At 59.4% G+C, this 17,135-nt stretch carries 14 protein-coding genes; 9 read left to right on the top strand and 5 right to left on the bottom strand.

What is annotated here, in order from left to right; all coding sequences use genetic code 11:
• Positions 1-10 precede the first annotated feature (10 nt).
• On the bottom strand, positions 11-694 hold the full coding sequence (locus HMPREF3042_RS04385; RefSeq protein ID WP_070566676.1) for an NYN domain-containing protein: 684 nt from the start codon (positions 692-694) through the stop codon (positions 11-13).
• Between the two features lie 4 nt (positions 695-698).
• A complete protein-coding gene (trmB, locus tag HMPREF3042_RS04380) occupies positions 699-1,547 on the bottom strand; it encodes a tRNA (guanosine(46)-N7)-methyltransferase TrmB (protein WP_231367157.1) in 849 nt (282 codons plus the stop codon).
• Positions 1,548-1,872: 325 nt separating this feature from the next.
• Here trmB and HMPREF3042_RS04375 point away from each other — a divergent pair, with 325 nt between their 5' ends.
• The 6 genes from HMPREF3042_RS04375 (at position 1,873) to HMPREF3042_RS04350 (ending at position 7,993) form a co-directional block, all read left to right on the top strand.
• A complete protein-coding gene (locus HMPREF3042_RS04375) occupies positions 1,873-2,415 on the top strand; it encodes a hypothetical protein (protein ID WP_048734274.1) in 543 nt (180 codons plus the stop codon).
• On the top strand, positions 2,397-3,425 hold the full coding sequence (locus tag HMPREF3042_RS04370) for a hypothetical protein (RefSeq protein ID WP_070856173.1): 1,029 nt from the start codon (positions 2,397-2,399) through the stop codon (positions 3,423-3,425). The genes HMPREF3042_RS04375 and HMPREF3042_RS04370 overlap by 19 nt, the downstream gene beginning before the upstream one ends.
• Positions 3,426-3,459: 34 nt before the next feature.
• Positions 3,460-3,885, top strand: a complete 426-nt coding sequence (locus HMPREF3042_RS04365; RefSeq protein WP_070856171.1) for a DUF6802 family protein — start codon at positions 3,460-3,462, stop codon at positions 3,883-3,885.
• A gap of 298 nt (positions 3,886-4,183) precedes the next feature.
• Positions 4,184-6,019 (top strand): phosphoenolpyruvate carboxykinase (GTP), encoded by a 1,836-nt coding sequence (locus tag HMPREF3042_RS04360; RefSeq protein WP_069359740.1) that lies wholly within the window; start codon positions 4,184-4,186, stop codon positions 6,017-6,019.
• A 112-nt stretch (positions 6,020-6,131) separates the two neighbouring features.
• Positions 6,132-6,605 (top strand): Rrf2 family transcriptional regulator, encoded by a 474-nt coding sequence (locus tag HMPREF3042_RS04355; protein ID WP_070549952.1) that lies wholly within the window; start codon positions 6,132-6,134, stop codon positions 6,603-6,605.
• A 191-nt stretch (positions 6,606-6,796) separates the two neighbouring features.
• Complete coding sequence (locus HMPREF3042_RS04350; protein WP_070856169.1) at positions 6,797-7,993, top strand: globin domain-containing protein; 1,197 nt, start codon at positions 6,797-6,799, stop codon at positions 7,991-7,993.
• Positions 7,994-8,108: 115 nt separating this feature from the next.
• Here the strand turns inward: HMPREF3042_RS04350 and HMPREF3042_RS04345 are convergent, their stop codons facing one another.
• The gene (locus HMPREF3042_RS04345) at positions 8,109-9,215 is read right to left on the bottom strand and encodes an NAD(P)H-dependent flavin oxidoreductase (protein WP_070856167.1); all 1,107 of its coding nucleotides are present in this window, start codon (positions 9,213-9,215) and stop codon (positions 8,109-8,111) included.
• A gap of 109 nt (positions 9,216-9,324) precedes the next feature.
• Positions 9,325-11,064 (bottom strand): choline dehydrogenase, encoded by a 1,740-nt coding sequence (gene betA, locus HMPREF3042_RS04340; RefSeq protein WP_070856165.1) that lies wholly within the window; start codon positions 11,062-11,064, stop codon positions 9,325-9,327.
• Between the two features lie 338 nt (positions 11,065-11,402).
• On the opposite strand from betA, the gene betT reads away from it, so the two are divergent.
• The 3 genes from betT (at position 11,403) to HMPREF3042_RS04325 (ending at position 16,128) form a co-directional block, all read left to right on the top strand.
• Positions 11,403-13,583, top strand: coding sequence for a choline BCCT transporter BetT (gene betT / locus HMPREF3042_RS04335; RefSeq protein ID WP_070437253.1), 2,181 nt, complete (start codon positions 11,403-11,405; stop codon positions 13,581-13,583).
• Positions 13,584-15,152, top strand: coding sequence for an aldehyde dehydrogenase family protein (locus HMPREF3042_RS04330; protein WP_070856163.1), 1,569 nt, complete (start codon positions 13,584-13,586; stop codon positions 15,150-15,152).
• A 142-nt stretch (positions 15,153-15,294) separates the two neighbouring features.
• Positions 15,295-16,128 carry a CDP-alcohol phosphatidyltransferase family protein gene (locus HMPREF3042_RS04325; protein WP_083327420.1) on the top strand — a complete coding sequence of 278 codons (834 nt, stop codon included), beginning with the start codon at positions 15,295-15,297 and terminating at the stop codon, positions 16,126-16,128.
• Here HMPREF3042_RS04325 and HMPREF3042_RS04320 read toward each other — a convergent pair.
• Positions 16,125-17,135 carry a hypothetical protein gene (locus HMPREF3042_RS04320; RefSeq protein WP_070856161.1) on the bottom strand — a complete coding sequence of 337 codons (1,011 nt, stop codon included), beginning with the start codon at positions 17,133-17,135 and terminating at the stop codon, positions 16,125-16,127. The genes HMPREF3042_RS04325 and HMPREF3042_RS04320 overlap by 4 nt on opposite strands.

Here is a 17,135-nt window from a genome sequence, read left to right as displayed (position 1 = left end):
GGTGGTCTCCCTAGTCGTCGTTCTTACCGTCGCGCTCCTTGAGCAACGACGTGAGCGGACGGAACGGCTGCAGCCACGCACCGCCATCTGGCAGGCGGTCGAGGTCGATACGCGGTAGCGGCTCGCGGAAGACGCCCTTGATTTCCTCCAGGTCAACGAAGCGAATCGCATCGGAGGTCAGCGCCCAGGAAGCATGCTCGTGAAAACCGATGACGGTTACCGGAATCCCTTCGGAGGCGAGCTTTTCCAGCAGCTCCTGGAAGTTCTGGCCATCGGCGGACGCAACGACGACGCTGCGCAACACGCCCTCGTCGTAACGCCGTTGGATGTGCGCAATCATGTCGGGGTCAACGTCGGTGTCCTCTTCGATCTTCGGCTTTGCGAAGACCGCGAAACCGACATTGCGCAGGGCCTCGACCCAGGGGCGGACAATCTCCGCAGAGCCCGGGTTGACGTTGGTGAAGACCGTGGCTTCGGGGAGGACATCGGAGCCGATTTTCTTGGATACGCGCTCGGCTTCGTCGATAAGCCATTTACCCACGGCGTCGAAGCGCGGGCGGTGCGCGGCGGTCGGGCGGGAGCCAAGGATAGCGCCGAGCCCCATGTCCAAGTTCGGGGCGTCCCATACGAGCAGTGCGGTGGGGTGCGTCTCGGTGGTGTTGTAGCTGGCAGAGGTGTTCTGGGTAGTGCTCATGTTCCTATGCCTCTTTCTTGCGCCAGATGAACTCGTGGATGTCGTGGTCGAGGTTCAGGCCGCGGGCTTCGAACTTGGTCGTCGGTCGGTCGAGAAGCATGGGGGATTCCGGCCACGGCCAGGCGATGGGCTCGAGCGTCGGCTCGACCTCGCGGAGTTCCTCAATCCATTCCGCGTAGTCCGCGTGGTCGGTGGCAGCGTGGAAAATGCCGCCGGGCTTCAGACGCGAAGAAATCAGGCGCAACGTGCCGGACTGCACAATGCGGCGCTTGTGATGGCGTGCCTTCGGCCACGGGTCCGGGAAGAACAGGCGCACGCCGGCCAGCGACTCCGGCTCGATCATGCGCTGCAAAACCTCGACGCCGTCGCCGCGGACCATGCGGATGTTCGACACCTCATTGCGCACGGTGGCAGAGAGCAGTTTCGCCAGGCCAGGGCGGTAAAGTTCAACTGCGATGATGTTGTGGTCCGGTTCTTGCGGAGCCATAGCCACGGTGGATGTGCCGGTGCCGCAGCCAATCTCGACGATGGTCGGGCCCTTGCGGCCGAACCATTCCTCCACGTCAATGACTTCGTCGGAGAGGACCTTGCCGTAAGTGTCCCAGTTGTCTTCCCAGATTTTTTCCTGGTTGGGGGTCAAAGTGCCGCGGCGGAAGGACAGATTGCCGATGCGCGGGTAGTCAAGACCGTCGTCGAATTGGGTCTTTTCCGGACGACCTGCAGGCAATTCGCCCTTCTTCGGCTGGCGCTCATGCGGCTGTACTGTCTGCTCGTCTCCGCGAGTTGGCAATGGTTCAGATTCCTGCGAAACCGCAGGCTGTTCGATATTTTCAGAAAAATCAGAAGTAGTCACGTTCCCTATTGTCCACGACATCGGCCAACTATCCAATCATTGCCCCTAGGATTTTTGTTGTTGTCCTGGCGGTTTCACTTCGGTTGACGATGCCGCGTTGTCCCGAACTGGCGGCACGGCGGGGCAAGTTGTTTTGTCGACTTGCCGAATCCGCGGTCCGCTGTAGGCTGAACGCGAAGCCGCGCTTATTCGTTGGTTGAAGCGGTGCTTGGGGGCTGCCTAGTGCAGTGTTTCAGGGCGCGGATTCTGGCCCACGGGCCGTATGGGGGTTACGCAGGTTTTTAACTAAACCACGCAGGGGATTTATGGGAGGGGACTAGGCCGGATGGACCTTATTTCCGCAACTGACGTCACGGAAACAACACAGCCGTCAACAGGATCTACATCGTCGTCGTTGCGCGCCGCTGTGGTGGACTGGCTGTCAGAACGGCAGGTCACGCACTCGGACACCACACACACGAGCGGTGCGGAGGTATGCGTCGCCAAGGCGCTTGAGCGTGAGAAACGGCCATCGATAATCTGCGCGCGATTGCGCAGGGGCGTGCGCGAAACCGCTGTGCGCGAGGCGTTTTCGCAATGTCACGCGGAGCTGACCGACAAGCTGTCCGTCTCTGTCGCGCTGGTCATCGAGCAACAACCGATTCGCCATTCGCTTGCCGACGAGTATTGCGACATCGCCACAAACGAGACAGCTGAACACACCTTTTTGTTCAGCTCCGCGTTGCGGAAGATTGCTGAACGCCACGGGGCGAAAGGCGGATCACACAATGATGACGGGCTACTCGCAGTGCAGTTGACTGAGATTGCGGCGGCCTTTCCCGCGGCTAGAGACAGCCTGGAGGAGCTGTTATGGCAGCACCGGACGTAGTTGAGCCACTCCCGGTCTCGGCCGAGGGGCCGGAGCAGCCACCGCTTCTTGTCACCAAAGCCGGGGACGCAGCGGACCGCGCGGACTTCTCGCAGATTGTCGATACTGCGACTCCGCCACGTCGCCTGGAGTTTGTGGATAAACGCAGCGCCGTCGTGCTCTATGTTGCAGACAGCGAGGTGCAGCCCACGCGGGAGTGCGTCAGCACGGTTGCAGCCATTAGCCAAGCCACCGGCCGTGTTGCAGTTGGCCTGATTGGCAATGGTGAGTATGCCGAGGCCTGGCGTCAGGAAATCGACAGCACAATCCCGATGGGAGCGCTGGACGAGAGGATGGCCAGAACCCTGGTTCTGCTGGCAGAAGGCCCGCCCAGAAACCCGGGGGAAACACTGAGTGCGCGCCGGGCTCGAAATGTGCGAGCTCAGCTGGCACAGGAGCGATCGCGCGGAGCCGGGGCGGCGGCGCGATTGCAGCGGAAGATGCAGTTGGCAGCTGAGAGTGCAGTGCAGGATGCACTCCAGGAAGTGGCTGACGGCCCCGCAGGTGATCAGGCGGAACTTCAGGGTCGTGCCGAGGTCGCAGCGACGTGGCTGCAACAGCGGTGTGGCGACGAATTGGGTCTTCGTGTGGAAGTCTCAGTGCCCGCTCCAGCAAGCCCGGCTCGCCCCAGTTATGCCATGGACGCTCTGGTGGCGGTGGCATCGCTTGGCGTGGCGGTCGGTGCAGTGCGGATCGTCCACGGATTGCTGATGTGGATTGGGGTGCCGACGCCTGCGGCGCAGCTGGTCGCACTTGCAATAGGCCTCGGTGTTGCGGTGGCGGCGGTGGGCGCAACGATTCGTCGTAACGCACGCCAACGCACCGCGCAGTGGCGGGCAAATTATCTTGCCCATCTGCGGCGAAAATGGACACAGTCCGTGGAGATGACGGTGCGTGAAGCCATTGGTGCGCGGGGTCCGGGATGGCGAATAGAGCAGCTGGCGGAGTACACCGGAACGCCTGCACGATAGCTGTGACAGCGAAAAGAAATAGGGGGATATCACGATGGATGAGTTTTCTTTACTGCAGTACTTTTCCGATCAACCCGCGTCCGATGGCGGGGTGGAGGCGCGTTCGCCCGCTACGCCGTGTGGTTTGGAGGCGGCGACACCGATTGATGGGCAGTCGGCGGACGTTGGTGGCGCCGGGCTGGTTGTGGAGGTCGATGGGCAGCTCTACGACCTCGGCGACGACGAGGGGTCAATTACGCTTGCCGACGATTCCGGGTTGTCAATCTATTCAGATCTGGACGGTGACGGCACGGTGGATCACGTTACGACGGTCCGTTTTGACGGCACTTGGGAGTCTTGGAGCAGTGATGATGTGAGGGCTGCTGACGCGATGGGCGAAGCAGCAGTGGAACCGGCATCAGCCGCGGGGAAGTGGGATGCGTACTCATGGGAGCAATCCGCTCGGGGCAGCTGGGACTAACGACTTTGGAACCACGGTGCGCGGGGGTACCCGTGTCTCGGTTGCTTACAAATGGGGGTAACTGCACCCAAAGGGTTAATGGTTGTAAATTTATGTGGTGAGGCTGGCCTTATTCACTGGTTATGGCCGTAAATGAACAGGTCGCAAGAATGGGGCGAGGAAAATTATTTGTTGTAAAGCTGTGATGTAACGGCTTGCAAATGCGGGAACAAGCCGATTGTCGATGTGGGGCCCGGCAACTTTCGGTATCCCCCGGTAGCCTTAAATTAAGACGCGAATCAATGAGTCAGGAGAACTGATGTCCGCACCTTCTATTCCTGGTCTCGAGGGCCAGGCCCCGACCGAGAACGCCGAACTGCTGCGCTGGATTGCTGAGGTCGTAGAACTGACCCAGCCAGACAAGGTTGTCTTTGCTGATGGCTCGGAAGAAGAGTGGAACCGCCTTACCCAGGACCTGGTTGATAAGGGAACTCTTATCAAGCTGAATGAGGAAAAGCGCCCGAACTCTTTCCTTGCCCGCTCTAACCCGAAGGACGTTGCTCGTGTGGAGTCCCGCACGTTCATCGCTTCTGAAAAGGAAGAGGACGCTGGCCCGACCAACAACTGGGCGGATCCGGTCGAGCTGAAGAAGGAAATGACCGAGCACTACCGCGGTTCCATGAAGGGCCGCACCATGTTCGTCGTTCCGTTCTGCATGGGTCCGATCACCGACCCGGAGCCGAAGCTGGGTGTTCAGCTGACCGACTCGGAATACGTGGTTCTCTCTATGCGAATCATGACCCGCATGGGTCAGGATGCCCTGGACAAGATTGGCCCGGACGGAGACTTCGTCCACGCTCTGCACTCCGTTGGCGCTCCGCTGGAGGAGGGCCAGGAGGACGTTGCATGGCCGTGCAACGATGAGAAGTACATCACCCAGTTCCCGGAGACCAAGGAGATTTGGTCCTACGGTTCCGGCTACGGCGGAAACGCCATCCTGGCCAAGAAGTGCTACGCACTGCGTATCGCTTCGGTCATGGCCAAGGAAGAGGGCTGGATGGCTGAGCACATGCTCATCCTGAAGCTCACTAATCCGGAGGGCAAGGCCTACCACATCGCCGCTGCATTCCCGTCTGCATGTGGTAAGACCAACCTGGCTATGCTGACTCCGACCATCGAGGGCTGGAAGGCCGAGGTCGTCGGCGACGACATTGCATGGCTGAAGTTCGGTGAGGACGGTCGCCTGTACGCTGTTAACCCGGAGAACGGCTTCTTCGGTGTTGCGCCGGGCACCAACTACTCCTCCAACCCGAACGCCATGAAGACCATGGAGGCCGGTAACACCCTGTTCACCAACGTCGCACTGACCGACGATGGTGACGTCTGGTGGGAAGGCATGGAAGGCAAGCCGGATCACCTCATTGACTGGAAGGGCAATGACTGGACTCCGGATTCCGACGAGCTGTCCTCGCACCCGAACTCCCGTTACTGCACCCCGATTTCGCAGTGCCCGGTCGCCGCACCGGAGTACGACGACCCGCAGGGTGTCCCGATCGACGCCATCCTGTTCGGTGGCCGCCGCCCGGACACTGTGCCGCTGGTAACCCAGGCACTGTCCTGGAACCACGCAACCTTCATCGGTGCAACCCTGGCTTCCGGCCAGACCGCTGCTTCCGCTGAGGCCAAGGTCGGCTCCCTGCGTCACGACCCGATGGCAATGCTGCCGTTCATTGGCTACAACGTCGGTGACTACCTGCAGCACTGGATCGACATGGGCGCCAAGGGCGGCGACAAGATGCCAGAGGTCTTCCTGGTCAACTGGTTCCGCCGTGGCGAAGACGGCCGCTTCCTGTGGCCGGGCTTCGGTGACAACTCTCGCGTTCTCAAGTGGATCATCGACCGCATTGAGGGCCGTGTTGGCGCCAAGGAGACCGTTGTTGGTCACACCGCTAAGGCAGAGGACCTGGACCTGACTGGCCTGGACATCGACTTTGAAGATGTCAAGGAAGCCCTGAAGGCACCGGCTGCTAAGTGGCAGGGTGACCTGCCGGACAACGAGGAGTGGCTGAAGTTCCTCGGCGACCGCGTTCCGCAGGAAGTCTGGGACGAGTTCGAGGCTCTGAAGGCTCGTATCGAGAAGAGCCTGCAGGACTAAGATCTTGCTAGCTAGCCTTGCTAAAAGCTAGAACATAGAACCACCCCCTTGTTGCCCGAAGTGGCTGGCAAGGGGGTGGTTTGTGCAGTACAACGATGAAGGGTGACACGCAATGCAATTAACGCTTTTCTCTGATTTGAGCCTGCGTGTCATCACTTTGATGGCGATGGGGGAGCCGGGGCGCAAGTACACCGCTGCCGAGGTGGCGGAGTCTCTCAATGCGTCTCGCGCGCATGTTTCCAAGGTTGTCTCACGACTTGTGGAGCTCGGCTTCTTGGAGGCGGTCAAGGGGCGCAATGGTGGCATCTATCTGCGCGAGTCGGCTACGGAAAAATCCGTCGGCAAGCTGCTGCGCACTTTGGAAAACAACGAGGTCGTCGATTGTGTCGGCACTGACTGCCCATTACTGCCGACGTGCCTGTTGCGTGGCAAGTTAGCGGCTGCGCAGGAGGCGTTCTTTGCCGCACTGGATCCAGTGTTGATTGCTGATCTCATTCCGCCCAAATCGGCTAATGGTGTGGATGCCAATCGCCCCGAGGGAGGCGGTCCGCAGGGGAGTACCCAGCTCAATATTCGTCCGGTTTAGGTGCAGAGCTGAAGGCCTGACCGCGGGTTGAAAAAGCTAAAAATGGTGCTGTCGAAGTTTTCTGGTGAAGTTTTCGACATTGCCATTTGTGCAGTTCAAGACGGGTAAAACTCAACCGCATAGAGTAGTTAGGGACACCATTGGGTGATAATACGCAAACGGAATGCGCAATATGGTGTTATTGTGAAGTCATGCCAAACCTGAATGTCAACAAGAACGGCCTGACCCCAGAGCAGGCTGAAGTCATCACCCAAACCCTGCCCGTTGTCGGTGCCAACATCGAGAAAATCACGCCGAACTTCTATAACCGGATGTTCGCTGCTCACCCGGAGCTCATTGCCGATACCTTCAACCGCGGCAACCAGAAGCAGGGTGCTCAGCAGAAGGCGCTGGCGGCATCCGTCGCTACCTTCGCAGCTACCCTGGTCGACCCAGATGCTCCCGCCCCGGAAGAACTGCTTTCCCGCATCGGCCACAAGCACATCTCCGTTGGTATCAAGCCGGAGCAGTACCCAATCGTACACAAGCACCTCTTCGATGCCATCGAGGAAATCCTCACCCCAGAGGTCTTTCAGGGAGCTGTCCGCGATGCGTGGGATGCCGTCTACCTGGAGATGGAGCGTGTTCTCATCAACTTCGAGAAGGGGCTCTATGACGACCTCGGTGTCGAAGCAGGCGATGTCTTCCGCGCCGCTCACGTCGTCTCCCGTGAAGAGCGCGGTGATGACGTCGCAGTGTTCTCCGTCAAGCTTGACGACGAAACCCCCGTTTCCTACCTCCCAGGACAGTACATCTCTGTGCGCCAGACCATGCCGGACGGCGCCGGCCAGCTACGGCAATACTCTCTGGTCGGCGGCGAGGAAGGTGTTCTGACCTTCGCGGTTCGTCGTGTCGATGCCTCCGAGGACCTGCCGGCTGGCGAAGTTTCCACACAGCTGTGGGAAAAGGTGCAGCCGGGCGATGCCATCGAAATTTCTCTGCCTGCAGGTGACCTGGTGTTGGATACAAAGTCCGATGACCCGGTAGTGCTCATTTCCGCAGGTATTGGCGCCACCCCCATGATCGGCATGCTGGATGCCCTGGTGGCCGCCGACTCTAAGCGTGATGTTGTCGTCCTCCACGCGGACCGCGCCGAGAACACCGACGCACTGCGCGCAGAACGCAATAACGCAGTCTCTGCACTGGTCAATGCCCGCCAGCAGGTGTGGTACGAGCCGGATCTGATGGATTTGACCGATGTTGACCTGCCGGAGGGGGCGCAGTTCTACCTCTGCGGTGGCAATGGCTTCTTGCAGGCCGTGCGTGATCAGCTTGCCAAGCGTGGCGTCAATCGCAATAACATTCACTTCGAGCTGTTCAGCCCGAACGATTGGCTGCTCGACGCCTAACGCCACAACTGCGCCGTCGGCATAAAATCCATCGTCACAAATAAAGCCAAATGACCAGCCGCGATATATGCCCGTGGCTGGTCATTGTGCTGTTTGTAGCTTCGGTGGCTTCGTATTACTCGGCTGAGCAGGAAAGCTCCGCAACAACCTCGCCCGCAGTTTGGTTCTCGCACTGAGAAAAAGCAATACCCGCCCATAAGTTGAGATATTCAGGGTCACCGGCCTGATTCGCGGCACCACGGATTGGCGTGGTCAAGTAGTGCAATTGCGGATAAAGTTCCGGCGCGACCCTAGAAAACGCCCGGGTAAACGTGTTCTCAATTGCCCGCGCGGGCTTGCCGGAAAAGGCGTGGGTCAAAACGGTGTCGCGCTCCGTGAGCTCACGCAATGCCCGTCGGTGCGTCTCCTTCGTACCCGCCTCTGCGGTGGTGAGGAACCGTGTGCCAACTTGTATAGCTGTCGCACCAGCACCCAAAAGCTTGACGACGTCCTCTCGGTTACCCACCCCACCAGCGGCGATGATGGGTGCATCGGTAACTGCACTCGCCTCGGTGACTGCTTGGGCGAGCTTCTCTACAGAGGCCCCAATGTTGTCGGACGAGTCCTTGCCCTTCACGAATGCGCGGTGTCCACCCGCAGCTAATCCCTGCAGAACAATGCGATCAGCGCCGGCTGCAGCCGCCGCCCGCACCCCCTCAATTGAGGTCGCATTCAGCACCACTTTGCGGCCAGATTCCTTTACCCGAGCAATGACCTCTTTATCTGGATAGCCAAAGGTGAAGGAGACGAACTCCAGCGCGTCGGGGTTGGGCAGAAAATCATCAGCGAGAATTGCCTCGACTTTCGCCGAGAAGTAGTCATCTGACCAGGTCGGAGCATCGGGCAAGTCGATGTCGAAGTGGTCTGCTGCCGGTGCTAAGTGGCCGCGAAACGTGGTCCACTGCGCAAGCCCCTCCTCGGAGGTTCCGCCACCGGCGTCAGCCGTGTTGGGGCAGAAGAGGTTGATGCCGAAACCTTTGCCGTCGTCAAGCAGTGCGCACGTCTGCCGTGCCTGTTCAGTGAGCTTTTCAACAGTGAGATAGCCGGCGGCAAGCGTGCCAACCCCACCAGCATTGGAAACTGCAGCGACGAGTTCGGGCGTGGATGGACCACCGGCCATCGGAGCCAAGATGATTGATGAGCGTCGTAGGTTTTCGGGTGATTGCGAGGTTGTGCTGCTCATAGGGCGAGAGTAACACTAAGGCCGGATTCCCCCATGTGGGAGAACCCGGCCAATGCCGACGAACGGCGTTGCGCAATAGACGCCGCGCTACCCGCTACCGCCTCAAGAACTACTTATTGTTCTCCGGTGGATCCAGCGGCATGCCCTGGCCGGCGCGGTAGAACGGAATGTCCTGCGGTGCCAGCGGAGTCTTGTCGGCGATGAGGTCAGCGGCCTTTTCGGCAATCATCATGGTCGGTGCGTAGATATTGCCGTTGGTGATGCCCGGCATGACCGAAGCGTCAACCACGTAGAGGCCCTCGGTGCCGTGAACCTGCATGGTTTCCGGATCGACCACGGCCATCTCGTCGGAGGCCGGTCCCATCTTGCAGGTGCAGGATGGGTGCAGTGCGGTCTCGGCATCCTTGCGGACCCACTCGAGGATTTCCTCGTCGGTCTGCACATCTGCGCCCGGGGAAATCTCGCCGTCGGTGTACTCCTTCATTGCCGGGGTGTCCAGCAGCTTACGGGAGACCTTGACAGCCTCGACCCATTCACGGCGGTCCTGATCAGTGGACAGGTAGTTGAACAGAATCGACGGCTTGACCTTGATGTCCGAGGAGGTGATGTGGACATGGCCACGGGCATCCGAGTACATCGGGCCAACGTGGAACTGGAAACCGTGCGGGCTATCGATCTTTGTGCCGTCGTAACGCATGGCCAGCGGCAGGAAGTGGAACATCAGGTTCGGGTAGGGCTCGTTGTCGTTGGAGCGAGCGAAGCCGCCACCCTCAAAGTGCGACGTCGCCACCGGGCCCTTGTGGGTGAGCATCCACCACAGGCCAATGAACGGCCAACGCCACTTCTCCAGGTACGGCTGTGAAGACACCGGCTGGGTGGCGTTGTACTGAATGTAGACCTCCAGGTGGTCCTGCAGGTTCTCGCCGACGCCAGGCAGGTGCTTGACGACGTTCACTCCAGCAGCATTCAAGACCTTCTCATCGCCAATGCCGGAGACCTCGAGCAGCTGCGGAGAGTTGAAAGCGCCACCGCAGAGGATGACCTTGTCTGCTCGCACCTGACGTGTGCGACCCTTCCAGGCGTACTCCACGCCGACGGCCTTGGTGCCCTCGAAGAGAATGCGGGTGGCTTCTGCGCGGGTGCGAAGCTCCAGATTTGGACGCTGCAGAGCCGGGTGCAGGTATGCGCGAGCTGCGGAGAGACGACGGCCCTTGTCGATGTTCGCGTCGAAGGGGCCGAAGCCCTCCTGGCGGTAGCCATTGACGTCCGGGGTGTAGTTGTAGCCTGCCTGCTGCACAGACTTAAAGAAAGCCTTGAACAGCGGAGAATCGGCCGGACCGCGCTTCATGCGCAGCGGACCGTCGTGGCCACGGCGCGGGTCATCCTTGTCGGAGCCCAGCGCATTTTCCATGCGCTTGAAGTAAGGCAGAACGTGGTTCCAGCCCCAGTTCTCCAGCCCCTTGGTGTCGCCCCACTTGTCGTAGTCCATGGGGTTACCGCGCTGGTAGATCTGGCCGTTGATGGAGGAGGAACCGCCGACGACCTTGCCGCGGGCGTGGTAGATACGGCGACCGTTCATCTCCGGTTCCGGCTCGGATTCGTACTTCCAGTCGTAGTACTTGTTGCCGATTGGGAAGGAGAATGCCGAAGGCATGTGAATGTAAAGGTCCCAGAGGGAGTCCATGCGGCCGGCCTCGAGTACGAGCACCTGCTGAGTGTGGTCTGCGGACAGCCGGTTAGCCAGCACAGAGCCGGCAGAGCCCGCGCCAACGATGACGACGTCGCGGTGTTCGACTGTGGTGTTGCCATTCTTTTTACCGAAGTTGAAGACAGCCGGGAAAGCTCCCATGTTCTGGTGTACCTCCGTAGGTTGTTTGCCGATGTATATCGGACTGGTTTTCAAGGACTGCGATAAGCCTCAAGCGATATTTAAAGGCGGGACCTATATATTGATAGTAGAATAGGTGGCCGGAGGCGTATCTCAAATCCTCTTCACATATATAGAATGGCATACAATTGGCATTCAATTCCAGTTGAAATGATTTTAAACGCCGTGAAAACTAGATAAAGATGCAGGTAATGGTGTTGAAATTGGGGTTAAGGAATTCTTCTGAATCGATTCTAAGACTTGAGGGATTATTCAAACTAGGTATGCTGGGTTAGTTCCCGAATCTGAAGGATTTTCCTATGTCTGATACTCCGCCAACTGAGAAGGTAACGGAGGAAAAATCTGGATCGTCGCAAGAAATGCAGCGATCGCAGTCGGTCCCTCCACAACAAGCGCAAGCGAGTGTGACCTCTGAGCCTGAGGTCAACTGGCCTGTATTTATTATTTCAGGCGTTGGTATTCTCGCCATTGCCCTGTGGGCTATTTTTGCCCCGGACAATGCAGCGGACACCCTAGCGGGCATTGTCGCCTGGGTATCGAAGAACTTCGGTTGGTTCTATATCGTGACCGCGACGGTGGCAGTGCTCTTCATGCTCTACATCGCCATCTCGCGAACGGGGCAGATTAAGCTCGGCCCCGATCACGCCAAACCTCAGTTCGGCCTGTTTTCTTGGGCCTCTATGCTCTTTGCCGCAGGTATCGGCATTGACCTGCTCTTCTTCTCGGTAGCAGAGCCGGTGGCACAGTACTATGGCCCGCCGACCGGAGATGCGGAGACCATCGAAGCCGCGCGTCAGGCAGTGGTGTTCACGCTCTTCCACTATGGTGTGACCGGTTGGGCGCTCTATGCCCTGATGGGTATGGCATTCGGCTACTTCGCCTATCGCCTGAACATGCCACTGACCATTCGCTCGGCGCTCTACCCAATCATTGGCAAGCGCATCCACGGCCCCGCTGGTGAAGCGGTCGAAATCGCAGCGATGCTCGGTACCGTTTTCGGTGTCGCAACTTCGCTGGGTATCGGCGTCGTCCAGCTGAATTACGGCCTGCGCGTGCTGTTCGGGGTGGATGAGAGTACGTCCTGGCAGATCGCTCTAATCGTCGTGGCTGTATCGGTGGCTATCGCCTCCGCGGTTTCCGGTGTTGACAAGGGGATTCGCCGTCTCTCGGAGCTCAACGTTGGCCTGGCCATCTGCTTGATGCTCTACATCCTGGTCACTGGTCGCACGGCGTTCCTGTTTGACGCCCTGGTGATGAACGTCGGCGAGTACGTCTCCAAGTTCCCATCCATGACTATGGATACCTACGCGTTCTCCGGAGCGCAGGAATGGTTGAATTCCTGGACCCTGTTCTTCTGGGCTTGGTGGGTGGCCTGGGCACCGTTCGTCGGTTTGTTCCTGGCCCGTATTTCCCGTGGCCGTAGCCTGCGCCAGTTTGTCGTCGGCACGCTGACCATTCCATTCCTCTTCGTCCTGATGTGGGTGTCGGTATTCGGTAACTCGGCGCTGGACCTGGTCATCAATGGCGATTCGGAGTTTGGCCAGACTGCACTGGATTACCCGGAGCGTGCCTTCTACCTGCTGCTGGAGCAGTACCCGGCGCCGATGATGGTGGCTGCAGTCGCATCTCTGATTGGCCTGTTGCTCTACATCACCTCGGCGGACTCGGCGGCACTGGTGATGAGTAACTTCACTTCGAAGATCACCGACACACAGCAGGACGGTAAGAAGTGGACCCGTATTTTCTGGGCTGTCGTGGTCGGTGTGCTGACCATCTCCATGCTCTATGTCGGTGGTATTCCGACGCTGCAGTCGGCAACGATTGTGATGGGTCTGCCGTTTGCCTTTGTCATCTATCTGGTGATGTATGGCCTGTTTAAGTCGCTGCGACTGGAGCTGTTGCAACAGGATTCGACACGTCGAGCCCTCCACGGGGCGATGTCGGGCCGCGCCGTGGATGGCCAACAGGGTGACTGGCGCAATCGACTTGCCCGCTCCATGTCCTTCCCGGGCAAGAAGCCAGTCATGCGCTACCTCGACCGAGTGGTGCAGCCCGCACTTGAACAGGTGGCAGATGCTATCAGGGAACGTGGCGGTGAAGTGACGCTGCACCGTGAACCAGCAGAAGAAGTCGGTATTGACCAGATTGACCTGCAGGTCGGATTCGGCGAGGAGATGAGCTTCCGCTACCAGGTCTATCCGGTTGAACACTTGACGCCGTCTTTTGCTGGCCTGGTACACCTGGACAGTGATGCTGATATTTACTACTACCGCCTCGAGGTCTTCACGCTTACCGGTTCGCTCGGCTACGACGTCTATGGCTACACCCAAGAGCAGCTGATTTCCGACGTCCTCGACCTCTACGAACGGCACTTGGAGTTTTTGCACATGCAGTCTGATCTCCCGGGCACCTCAGATCTGTCCGATAATGCCGAACCTGTCCGCGAATGGTCTGATGACTACGCCAAGGAGGATTCCTAAATGACCTTTAAGCCTTCAACTACTGATAAGGCCCTCGCACCCGAGACCGCCAAATCCCACGAAGGCGCGGCCACGCTGTTTATCGACGGCACCTGGTCCGCTGCAGCCGCTGGCAACACTCGCACTATCGAGTGCCCGGCCGATGGCTCTTTCATCGCCGAAGTTGCGGAAGCAGATGCGACCGACACCGAGCGCGCCATCGCCGCCGCCGACGCTGCGTTCCGACGTACCGGGGAAGGTTCCTGGGCATCCTGGAGTACAGCTGAGCGCAGCAAGTTGGTACTCGACATCGGTGCTGCCATCAGGCAGCGCAAGGACGAATTTGCCTGGGCAGAGGCAATGGACACCGGCAAGCGCCTGCCTGAGGCGGCAGCCGATATGGATGACATCATCGCCTGCTTCGAGTACTTCGGGAAGCTCGCGGGCAATGATGCCGGTCGTCTCGTGGACGCGGATGACCCGACCGTCGTCGCGCGCATTGTGCGTGAACCCGTCGGTGTCTGTGGCCTGATCACGCCGTGGAACTACCCACTGCTGCAGACCGCATGGAAGGTCGCACCGTGCCTGGCCACGGGCAATACCTTTGTGTTGAAGCCGGCGGAGCTGACTCCGCACACAGCAATTCTGCTCATGCACGTCATCGATGATCTGGGTGTTCCGGCAGGCGTTGCCAACCTCATTACCGGCGCTGGCGCCGAAGCGGGCGCACCGTTGTCCTCGCATCCGAAGGTGGACATGGTCTCCTTCACCGGTGGTCTTGCCACTGGCAAGATTATTGCTGGTGAAGCAGCCAAGTCCGTGAAGAAGGTTGCGCTTGAGCTCGGCGGCAAGAACCCGAACATCATCTTCGCCGACGCTGACTACGAAGCCGCTTTGGACAATGCCCTCAATGCTGCGTTCCTGCACTCCGGTCAGGTCTGCTCGGCGGGCGCTCGCTTGATTGTGGAGGAGTCCATCGCCGAGAAGTTCGTCGACGATCTGGTTGAGCGCGCCGGGCACATCCAGCTCGGCGGTCCACTCGATGAGAAGGCCGAGACCGGTGCGCTGATTTCGAAGCAGCACCTGGATAAGGTCGCGGCATACGTCGATCGGGCGCGTGAGCAGGGCGCTCGCGTGCGCGTTGGCGGCGAGATTGCCACCGGCGCCACCGCTGACGGTTCCGCCTCGCTTGCCGACGGCTACTTCTACCTCCCAACCGTGATTGACCAGGTCACCCGCGAAATGGACTGCGTTCACGACGAAGCCTTTGGCCCGGTGGTGACGGTGGAGACCTTCACCACGGTTGACGAGGCCATCGAGATTGGCAACGACACCGAATATGGCCTGGCCGGTGCGGTGTGGACATCCAACCGCGAGGTTTCTGAGCGCGTTTCCCGCGAGCTGCGTCACGGTACCGTCTGGATCAACGACTTTGGCCCCTACCTGCCACAGGCCGAGTGGGGTGGCTTTGGTCAGTCCGGTATTGGCCGCGAGCTGGGCCCGACCGGCCTGGAGGAGTACACGGAAGCCAAGCTGGTCTACGAGAACACGGCACCGGCTGTTACCGGTTGGTTCGAGGATCGTCGTTAAATAACTCGGCACAAGCCCGAGTAAAAATACGGGAAAACGGTCCATCGGCCGTTATACTCACCGATTGAAAAAATCGACTCTGCGCACAACTGCGATAAAGGTTTGCAGTTGTGCGCATTTTGTTCTCTAAAGGACATCTGCCGTGAACGCTACTATCCGCTCCGACAATGCCAGTTCCAGTGCCGCCAGTGGGCTAGATACTGCCAGCACCACTACTGCCAGGACCACTACTGCCAGCACTGCCGCGACCGTCACCCGCTTCACCCGGCGTCAGCATGGCATCGCTTGGGCGGTGCATGCCTTCACACTGACAGGTTTGGTGTGGGCGACGCTGGCTGTGGTCGCACTGCTGGAGGGTCGCCCGCACTGGATGTGGCTCTGGTTGGGCATTGCCCTTGTCGTCGATGGTGTCGACGGCAATATGGCGCGTAAACATCGCATCAAGGAAGTCGTCCCGTGGTTTAACGGCGCAGTGGTGGACAACATCGTCGACTATCTCACCTGGACAGCCATACCCGCCGCTTTTATGGTCATGTATCTGCCGCTGGGGCCACGTCCGTTGGCGATCGCCCTGATGATTCTGGTCCTGGTGTCGTCGATGTTCTGCTATGCCAACGAAGCCGCCAAGTCCGGCGACTACTACTTCGTTGGTTTCCCTGCCGCGTGGAACATCGTGGCGGTCTTGCTGTGGGTATGGAACGCGCCCATGGCGGTGTGCATCGCTGCCATTTTCATCTTCAGCGCAATGACGTTGGTGCCGCTGCACTACACGCATCCATTCCGCGTGGAACGCGGCCGGATTGCCAACATTGCCGCAACGTTCATCTGGATTCTCTCGACCGGCATGCTCATCGCAAGTGAGACGATGGCAGCGTCGTTAAGCAAGACGTCTATCCACGAGCTTGTGGCTGTCAATGTCGCCGCCGGTGCCTGGCTGATTGTCGGGGGTGTGCGGCGCTCGCTCAGCGGTCGCTAGCGGCAGATGGTGGGTGGTTGGCGCAGGATTGCGGAGATGGCGCGGTCGCGCAGCCAGCGGACGTATTCGACGGCGCAGGCTGCGACAATTAACGCGATGACAAAGATGGTGACCCACACCGGATAATCGCGCCCGTTGGCCCAGAAGTAGACGTAGGGCGAGACGAAAGTCACTAGGGTGATCAGGAGCCCCAGCATTCTTCGGCCGAATGAGCGGCCGGTGATCATCTCGACAATTCCCCAGGTGTAGGGGATAGCGGTAATGATGTCGATGCCCCACAGCACCCAGACATTGCCGTGGAATCCGGGGACAAAAACCACGGGTAGCGCGCGGAGTGAAGAGTAAACCATCACCACCAGGTAGGCGAGCACTTTCGGGTTATAGAGCAGGCGCGACACGGGGTTGCGCTCTATGAGTTTGGTCCCGACTTTGCGCAGGGCATGCAGATTCTCTTGCTGCATGACCAGCGTATTTGTCCCCTCCAGCAGGTATGCCAGCAGTTTTTGCTGCTCGCGCGTACCGTGGGCCCAGGTCTGCACCAGCTCGGTCGGCGAAATGGCGATGGGCACCAGTGGTTCTCCGCGTTGCTTCATGGCATCGGGAAGCTCCAGGATGCTTTCATCGAGCTTATCGACGGTCAGTTCCGGACCCACCACATGAACGATGTCGCCGCCGAGGATGTTTCGTACCCTCTCCACGTCGCTGTGGGGCAGTGAGCTTAACCAGAGTAGCTGTCGGGAGGAAATCGCCATTCGCAAGGCGGTACCCAGAGCTTCTGCCGCGTCATCGATGGCATAAAAGTCCTGCGCGTTGGTGTGGGCGAGTGAACGCAAGCTGTCGACTATTGCGACATTTTTGGCGTTGAGCTCGCTGAGACGGGCGACGCCGGAGATGTCGATGGCCAGCTGTGGATCAAGGGCGAAAGCGTGCGCAAAAGGCAGGTCGAGTATCGAGCGCATCGCAAGGAGCCGCTGGTGCCCAGCCAGGGCTGAATTCTGTGCGCTCAT

The organism is Corynebacterium sp. HMSC074C05 (assembly GCF_001838325.1).
In the GTDB taxonomy this organism is placed as follows: domain Bacteria; phylum Actinomycetota; class Actinomycetes; order Mycobacteriales; family Mycobacteriaceae; genus Corynebacterium; species Corynebacterium amycolatum.
This window is presented reverse-complemented; position numbering and strand designations above follow the sequence as displayed.

Bases quoted from the DNA above. Each gene is read 5' to 3' on its own strand.
- HMPREF3042_RS04365 (WP_070856171.1), top strand. From the start codon at position 3,460: ATGGATGAGTTTTCTTTACTGCAGTACTTTTCCGATCAACCCGCGTCC.
- HMPREF3042_RS04350 (WP_070856169.1), top strand. From the start codon at position 6,797: ATGCCAAACCTGAATGTCAACAAGAACGGCCTGACCCCAGAGCAGGCT.
- HMPREF3042_RS04385 (WP_070566676.1), bottom strand. From the start codon at position 694: ATGAGCACTACCCAGAACACCTCTGCCAGCTACAACACCACCGAGACG.
- HMPREF3042_RS04370 (WP_070856173.1), top strand. From the start codon at position 2,397: ATGGCAGCACCGGACGTAGTTGAGCCACTCCCGGTCTCGGCCGAGGGG.
- HMPREF3042_RS04345 (WP_070856167.1), bottom strand. From the start codon at position 9,215: ATGAGCAGCACAACCTCGCAATCACCCGAAAACCTACGACGCTCATCA.
- betT (WP_070437253.1), top strand. From the start codon at position 11,403: ATGTCTGATACTCCGCCAACTGAGAAGGTAACGGAGGAAAAATCTGGA.
- HMPREF3042_RS04360 (WP_069359740.1), top strand. From the start codon at position 4,184: ATGTCCGCACCTTCTATTCCTGGTCTCGAGGGCCAGGCCCCGACCGAG.
- HMPREF3042_RS04320 (WP_070856161.1), bottom strand. From the start codon at position 17,135: ATGAGCGCACAGAATTCAGCCCTGGCTGGGCACCAGCGGCTCCTTGCG.
- HMPREF3042_RS04375 (WP_048734274.1), top strand. From the start codon at position 1,873: ATGGACCTTATTTCCGCAACTGACGTCACGGAAACAACACAGCCGTCA.
- HMPREF3042_RS04330 (WP_070856163.1), top strand. From the start codon at position 13,584: ATGACCTTTAAGCCTTCAACTACTGATAAGGCCCTCGCACCCGAGACC.
- betA (WP_070856165.1), bottom strand. From the start codon at position 11,064: ATGGGAGCTTTCCCGGCTGTCTTCAACTTCGGTAAAAAGAATGGCAAC.
- HMPREF3042_RS04355 (WP_070549952.1), top strand. From the start codon at position 6,132: ATGCAATTAACGCTTTTCTCTGATTTGAGCCTGCGTGTCATCACTTTG.